A 6822-nucleotide genomic window follows, 5' to 3' on the forward strand; every position below is an offset into this window, starting at 1 on the left:
CTCCTCACCACCGCCCCGCGGATCCCGGTCCGCGACCTCGCCACACTGCGCGCGCAGTTCCCCGGCCTGACCCCCGAGGAACTCGCGGACAAGCTCGTGGCGGGGTCGCGGACCGGCTCCTCACCACCGCCCCGCGGATCCCGGTCCGCGACCTCGCCACACTGCGCGCGCAGTTCCCCGGCCTGACCCCCGAGGAACTCGCGGACAAGCTCGTGGCGGGCGCCACCCGGGCCTCCGCCACCGTGGGAGCGGGCGTGGGGGCGGCGGCCATGATGCCGGTACCCCCCGCCATGGCGGCCGAGCTGGCCGCCGAGGTCGCCGGGGTCGCCTCCGTCGAGATCAAGCTCATCGCCGAGCTGTACGAGGTCTACGGACAGCGCCCCCCGGGCACCCGCACCCAGCGCGGCACCACCTATCTGACGGCCTGGACCGAGGAACGCGGCATCGAGGTCACCCGGCCGGCGACGCTGAACGCCGCCCTCGGCGGTCCCGCGCGCCGCGAACTGCGCCGGCAGATCATGAAGCGCACCCTGCGCAGCATGCCCAACCTCGCCCCGTTCATGGTCGGCGCCGCCGTCGGCGCCTTCCTCAACCGCCGCGACACCGGCCGCCTCGCCGACCGGGTCCGCAAGGACCTGCGCGCCCGGCAGATCCCCTGGGACGCGCTCCCCGGCGCGAAGGGCCAAGGCGGCGGCCCGCCCGCGCCCCGCCCGTGACGGCCGGACGTCAGCCCCGCGCCGCCGCCAGCGCCGCCACCAGCTGCTCCGGCTGCCGCGTCGACAGATACGCGTACGGCGTCGGGTCCGCCGGATCGTCGATCTCCACCCGCACCGCCGTACGGACATAGCCCCGCAGCAGCATGAACGCCCGCGCGTCGGCCTTGTGCGTGCGCCAGGCCAGCGCCTCCTCCGCGTCCAGCGCCTGTGCCGCGCCCAGCGCCGACACCGGGATCTTCGCCTCGCCCGCGATCAGCGCGTCCCCGACCACCCGGATGCGCACCGAGCCGTACGCGCTGACCACCACCGCGGCCACCGCGGCGCCGCCGATCAGCCCGCCGAGCATCGGCAGGGGGCCCACGGGGAGCAGCATCAGGGCACAGGCGACGCCGATCAGTGCGGCGATCACCCACCAGGAGCGGGGCGCGGTGAGGCGTTCTTCGTACGACTGCATGGCTCCAGCTTGGCACGGAGGCACGAGCGTGCGACGCACGCGGGTAGGGTCTGCACTCGTGAGTGGAACAGACGAACCCAGGACGCGGCCGGCGCTGCCGGAGGGCGCCATCGCCCCGGTCCGGCACCCCGACGCTCCGGCACCCGGGGAACTCCTCGGCGCGCACTACGACCGCTGCTTCGGCTGCGGCACCGGGCAGCCGCACGGACTGCACCTGGAGGCACGCGCGGGCGAGGGCGTGCGGGTGCACGCCGAGTTCACGGTCAAGGAGGCCCACCAGGGCGCCCCGGGCCTCGCCCACGGCGGTGTGCTCGCCACGGCGCTCGACGAGACGCTGGGCTCGCTGAACTGGCTGCTGCGGGTGATCGCGGTGACCGGACGGCTGGAGACCGACTTCCTGCGTCCCGTCCCGCTGGGCACCGTCCTGCACCTGGACGCGCAGGTCACCGCCGTCCACGGCCGGAAGATCTACTCCACCGCCGTCGGACGGATCGGCGCCCCGGACGGACCCGTCGCGGTGCGCGCCGACGCCGTCTTCGTCGAGGTGAAGGTCGACCACTTCATCGACAACGGCAGGCCCGAGGAGATCCGCGCGGCGATGGCCGACCCGGACCAGGTCCGGCGGGCCCGGGCCTTCGAGGTGAACCCGTGAGCGCCGGGCGCCGGGACCCGGTCGAGGTGCTGCTGCGACGACTCGACCCCGATGTCCCCGTCCCCGCGTACGGGCACCCCGGTGACGCCGGCGTCGACCTGGTGACCACGGAGGCGGCCGTGCTGGAGCCGGGGGAGCGCGCCGTGCTGCCCACCGGCATCTCCGTCGCGCTGCCGGACGGCTACGCCGCGTTCGTCCACCCGAGGTCAGGTCTGGCGGCCCGGTGCGGACTGGCCCTGGTGAATGCCCCCGGGACGGTCGATGCCGGGTACCGTGGAGAGATCAAGGTGATCGTGGTCAATCTGGACCCGCGTGAGCAGGTGCGGTTCGAGAGGTTCGACCGGATCGCGCAACTGGTTGTCCAGCAGGTCGAGAAGGTGCGCTTCCACGAGGTGGCGGAGCTTCCCGGCTCGGCGCGGGCCGAGGGGGGATTCGGGTCCACCGGCGGTCACGCGGCGGTGGGCGGCCCCACGGGCGGGAATGGATACGCAGCGGTCGGTGCCGACCGGGAAGGACAGTGACGTGTTCGGACGTCGCAAGAAGAACCAGGCTCCGGAAGAGTCGGCGAAGGACGACGCGCTCGCCGAGGAGACGGCGGTGAGCGACGACGGCGGGGACGACACGGACGAGCGGTCCGGCCTGCCGCCGGCGCCGCGCCCCGACGGCCCCTGGGACGCGTCGGAGGTCCGGGAGCCCGGCGACGGCCGGGTCGACCTCGGCGGCCTCTTCGTGCCCGGCGTCGACGGCATGGAGCTGCGGGTGGAGGTCGCCGGTGACGCCATCGTCGCCGCGACCGTGGTGCTCCAGGACAGCGCGGTGCAGCTCCAGGCGTTCGCCGCGCCCCGCAACGAGGGCATCTGGGGCGAGGTCCGTGAGGAGATCGCCACCGGCATCACCCAGCAGGGCGGCGCCGTCGATGTCGTCGAGGGCCCCCTGGGATGGGAGCTGCGGGCGCAGGTGCCCGTCCAGCTGCCCGACGGGACCAATGGTGTGCAGGTGGTGCGCTTCGTGGGTGTGGACGGGCCGCGCTGGTTCCTGCGCGGGGTGATCTCCGGGCAGGGCGCGGTGCAGCCGCAGGCCGCCGGGGTGCTGGAGCACATCTTCCGGGACACCGTCGTCGTCCGGGGCGAGTCCCCGATGGCGCCGCGCGACCCGATCGTCCTCAAGCTCCCCGACGACGCGCAGATGGTGCCCGACGGAGTGCAGCAGGAGCAGGTCGCGCAGTCGCGTTTCGGCGGCGGTGTGGAGCGCCTGGAGCGCGGGCCGGAGATCACCGAGATCCGCTGACCGTGCGCGCCGCGGGCGCGGACATGAGGGCCGTGAGGGGTCGTACTTCCCGGGAGGGGGTGCGGCCCCTTTGTGATGCCCACGGTATTCGGTCAGAACCGCTCGGTAGGCGTAGGTAAAGCGTCAAGGCGAGCCGGGCGCCCGTAAGGGAGGCGTCAACAGCGCTCACTTCCAGCCACGATGGCGGTTTGCTCCAGGGGTCCGATTCCTTCCGTCCACTAGGAGCACACGATGGCCGACGTGGCCTTCGTCGTCATCATGATCGCGGCCTTCGCGCTGGTGTCGCTCGTCGCCAAGGGGGTGACGAAGCTGTGACCGCGGAGAACGTCGTCGGCCTGATCGTGGCCGTCGCCCTGCTCGGCTACCTGGTCCTCGCCCTCGTCTTCCCGGAGAGGTTCTGAGCACCGGATGAGCCCCCTCCTCGCCACCGTGCTCCAGCTGACCGCACTCGTCGCAGCGCTGGCACTGGCCTACCGCCCCCTCGGCGACCACATGGCCGCCGTCTACTCCTCCCGCAGGCATCTGCGCGTCGAGAGGATCGTCTACCGCTGCATAGGCGCCGACCCCGACGCCCGGATGCGCTGGCCGGCCTATCTCCGCTCGGTCCTCGCGTTCTCCTTCGCCGGACTCGTCCTGCTCTACCTGCTCCAGCGCCTCCAGGGCGCCCTCCCGCTGTCCCTCGGCTTCACGTCGATCAGCCCCGACCAGGCGTTCAACACCGCGGCGTCCTTCGTCGCCAACACCAACTGGCAGTCCTACAGCGGCGAACAGGCCATGGGTCACATCGTCCAGACCGCCGGCCTGGCCGTGCAGAACTTCGTCTCCGCCGCCACCGGCATGGCCGTCGCCGTCGCCCTCGTCCGCGGCTTCGCACGCTCCCGCACCGGCGACCTCGGCAACTTCTGGACCGACCTGGTACGCGGCACCCTGCGCGTCCTCGTGCCCCTCGCCGTCGCCGGCGCCCTTGTCCTCGTCGCCTGCGGAGCGATCCAGAACTTCTCCGGCATCCACGAGATCGGCCGGCTCACCGGCGGCACCCAGCAGGTCAATGGCGGCGCCGTCGCCTCCCAGGAAGTCATCAAGGAACTCGGCACCAACGGCGGCGGCTACTTCAACGCCAACTCCGCCCACCCCTTCGAGAACCCCAACGGCTTCACCAACCTCTTCGAGATCTTCCTCATCCTGCTCATCCCGGTCTCCCTGACCCGCACCTTCGGCAGGCTCACCGGGAACCTCCGCCAGGGCTACGCGGTCCTCGCCGCCATGGGCGCCGTCTGGCTCGCCTTCACCGCCCTGATGATCTGGACCGAGTCCGCCCACGGCGGCCCGGCGCTCCAGGCCGCGGGCGGCGCCATGGAGGGCAAGGAGACCCGCTTCGGCGTCGGCGCCTCCGCGCTCTTCTCCGTGACCACCACCCTCACCTCCACCGGCGCCGTGGACTCCTTCCACTCCTCGTACACCGCCTTCGGCGGCGGCATCCAGATGCTCGGCATGATGCTCGGCGAGATCGCGCCCGGCGGTGTCGGCTCCGGCCTCTACGGCATGCTCGTCCTCGCCGTCATCACCGTGTTCATCGCGGGCCTCATGGTCGGCCGCACCCCCGAGTACCTCGGCAAGAAGATCGGCACCCGCGAGATCAAACTCGCCGCCTGCTACATCCTCGTCACGCCCACCCTGGTGCTCGGCTTCACCGCCGCGTCGATGACCCTCCCGGACGCCCTCGGCTCGATGCTCAACACCAAGGCGCTCGGCGCCGGGCCGCACGGCTTCTCCGAGGTCCTCTACGCCTTCACCTCCGGCGCCAACAACAACGGCTCCGCCTTCGCCGGACTCAACGCCGACACCCCCTGGTACAACACCACCATCGGCCTCGCCATGCTCCTGGGCCGCTTCCTGCCCATGGTGTTCGTCCTCGCCCTCGCCGGCTCCCTCGCCGGGCAGCAGCCCGTCCCCGAGACCGCCGGCACCCTCCGCACCGAGAAGCCGCTCTTCTCCGGCCTGCTCGTCGGCACCATCATGATCGTCACCGGTCTGACCTACTTCCCCGCGCTGGCCCTCGGCCCGCTGGCGGAGGGCCTGTCATGACCGCCCCCGCGAAACACGAGGAGCGCCGCTCCATGCCCACCGCCACCGAGACCCGCACACCGACCCAGGACGCCCCCGCCGCCCGGCCCGGCACCACCCGCAGCGGCGGCGGACTCTTCGACCCCGCGCAACTCCTCGCCTCTCTCCCGGACGCCCTGCGCAAGCTCGACCCCCGTGTCATGGTCAAGTCCCCGGTGATGTTCGTCGTCGAGGTCGGCTCCGTCCTCACCACCCTCTTCGCCTGCCTGAGCCCCGCGGACTGGTTCGGCTGGGCCATCGCCGGCTGGCTCTGGCTCACCGTGATCTTCGCCAACCTGGCCGAGGCCGTCGCCGAGGGACGCGGCAAGGCCCAGGCCGACACCCTGCGCAAGGCCAAGACCGACACCGTGGCCCGTCGTCTCGCCGGCACCACCGAGGAACGCGTCCCGGGCACCGACCTGCGCGTCGGCGACCTCGTCGTCTGCGAGGCCGGTGACGTCATCCCCGGGGACGGCGATGTCGTCGAGGGCGTGGCGAGCGTGGACGAGTCGGCGATCACGGGGGAGTCGGCGCCGGTGATCCGCGAGTCCGGGGGCGACCGCTCCGCGGTGACCGGCGGGACGAAGGTCCTCTCCGACCGCGTCGTCATCAAGATCACGACGAAGCCCGGCGACACCTTCATCGACCGCATGATCAACCTCGTCGAGGGCGCCGCACGGCAGAAGACCCCCAACGAGATCGCCCTCAACATCCTCCTCGCCTCACTCACCCTCGTCTTCCTGCTCGCCGTCGTCACCCTCCAGCCGTTCGCCGTCTACGCGGGCGCCGAACAGCCCATGATCGTGCTGCTCGCGCTGCTGGTCTGCCTCATCCCCACCACCATCGGCGCACTGCTCTCGGCCATCGGCATCGCCGGCATGGACCGCCTCGTCCAGCGCAATGTGCTCGCCATGTCCGGACGCGCCGTCGAAGCCGCAGGCGATGTATCGACATTGCTGCTCGACAAGACCGGCACCATCACCCTCGGCAACCGCCAGGCCGCCGAGTTCGTCCCCGTACGCGGCGCCACAGCCACCGAGGTCGCCGACGCCGCCCAGCTCTCCTCCCTCGCCGACGAGACCCCCGAGGGCCGCTCCGTCGTCGTCCTCGCCAAGGAGAAGTACGGACTGCGCGAACGCCACCAGGGTGAACTCGACGGCGCCACGTGGATACCGTTCACCGCCCAGACCCGCATGTCCGGTGTCGACATCGACGGACGCAAGGTCCGCAAGGGCGCCGGCGGCTCCGTCACCGCCTGGGTCCGGGAACGCGGCGGCACCGTCGCCGACGACGCCCAGGAACTCACCGACAGCATCTCCGCGGCCGGCGGAACCCCCCTCCTCGTCGCCGTCGAGGACGAGAACGGGCCCCGTGTCCTCGGCGTCATCCACCTCAAGGACGTCGTCAAGGACGGCATGCGCGAGCGCTTCGCCGAACTGCGGCGGATGGGCATCAAGACCGTCATGATCACCGGCGACAACCCGCTGACGGCGCGGGCGATCGCACAGGAGGCGGGGGTCGACGACTTCCTGGCGGAGGCGACGCCGGAGGACAAGATGGCGTTGATCAAGCGGGAACAGGCCGGGGGCAAACTCGTCGCCATGACCGGT

8 protein-coding genes are annotated in these 6822 nt (G+C 72.0%); 7 read left to right on the forward strand and 1 reads right to left on the reverse strand.

Annotation, left to right across the window (positions count from 1 at the left end; all coding sequences use genetic code 11):
* On the forward strand, positions 1-716 hold a 716-nt coding region (locus AC51EU_RS24920), incomplete at its 5' end, for a hypothetical protein (RefSeq protein ID WP_496269310.1).
* A 10-nt stretch (positions 717-726) separates the two neighbouring features.
* On the opposite strand, the gene AC51EU_RS24925 is transcribed toward AC51EU_RS24920, so the two are convergent.
* On the reverse strand, positions 727-1170 hold the full coding sequence (locus AC51EU_RS24925) for a DUF3093 domain-containing protein (protein ID WP_496269311.1): 444 nt from the start codon (positions 1168-1170) through the stop codon (positions 727-729).
* 58 nt (positions 1171-1228) lie between these two features.
* On the opposite strand from AC51EU_RS24925, the gene AC51EU_RS24930 reads away from it, so the two are divergent.
* From AC51EU_RS24930 to kdpB, 6 genes are all read left to right on the forward strand, one after another.
* A complete protein-coding gene (locus tag AC51EU_RS24930; protein ID WP_496269312.1) occupies positions 1229-1822 on the forward strand; it encodes a PaaI family thioesterase in 594 nt (197 codons plus the stop codon).
* On the forward strand, positions 1819-2343 hold the full coding sequence (gene dut / locus AC51EU_RS24935) for a dUTP diphosphatase (RefSeq protein WP_496269313.1): 525 nt from the start codon (positions 1819-1821) through the stop codon (positions 2341-2343). Before AC51EU_RS24930 ends, dut begins: the two co-directional genes overlap by 4 nt.
* Before the next feature lies 1 nt (position 2344).
* Complete coding sequence (locus AC51EU_RS24940) at positions 2345-3109, forward strand: DUF3710 domain-containing protein (protein ID WP_496269314.1); 765 nt, start codon at positions 2345-2347, stop codon at positions 3107-3109.
* Positions 3110-3420: 311 nt separating this feature from the next.
* Entirely contained in the window at positions 3421-3510 is a 90-nt protein-coding gene (gene kdpF / locus AC51EU_RS24945) for a K(+)-transporting ATPase subunit F (protein ID WP_037896654.1), read from the forward strand.
* Between the two features lie 7 nt (positions 3511-3517).
* Positions 3518-5194 carry a potassium-transporting ATPase subunit KdpA gene (gene kdpA / locus AC51EU_RS24950; protein ID WP_496269315.1) on the forward strand — a complete coding sequence of 559 codons (1677 nt, stop codon included), beginning with the start codon at positions 3518-3520 and terminating at the stop codon, positions 5192-5194.
* Positions 5191-6822: potassium-transporting ATPase subunit KdpB (gene kdpB / locus AC51EU_RS24955; RefSeq protein WP_496269316.1), on the forward strand; the 1632-nt coding region annotated here is incomplete at its 3' end. The genes kdpA and kdpB, both read left to right, overlap by 4 nt.

It is taken from the genome of Candidatus Streptomyces philanthi (genome assembly GCF_059553635.1).

Coding starts and splice junctions, on each gene's coding strand:
- AC51EU_RS24925 (WP_496269311.1), bottom strand. CDS start 1,170: ATGCAGTCGTACGAAGAACGCCTCACCGCGCCCCGCTCCTGGTGGGTG.
- kdpA (WP_496269315.1), top strand. CDS start 3,518: ATGAGCCCCCTCCTCGCCACCGTGCTCCAGCTGACCGCACTCGTCGCA.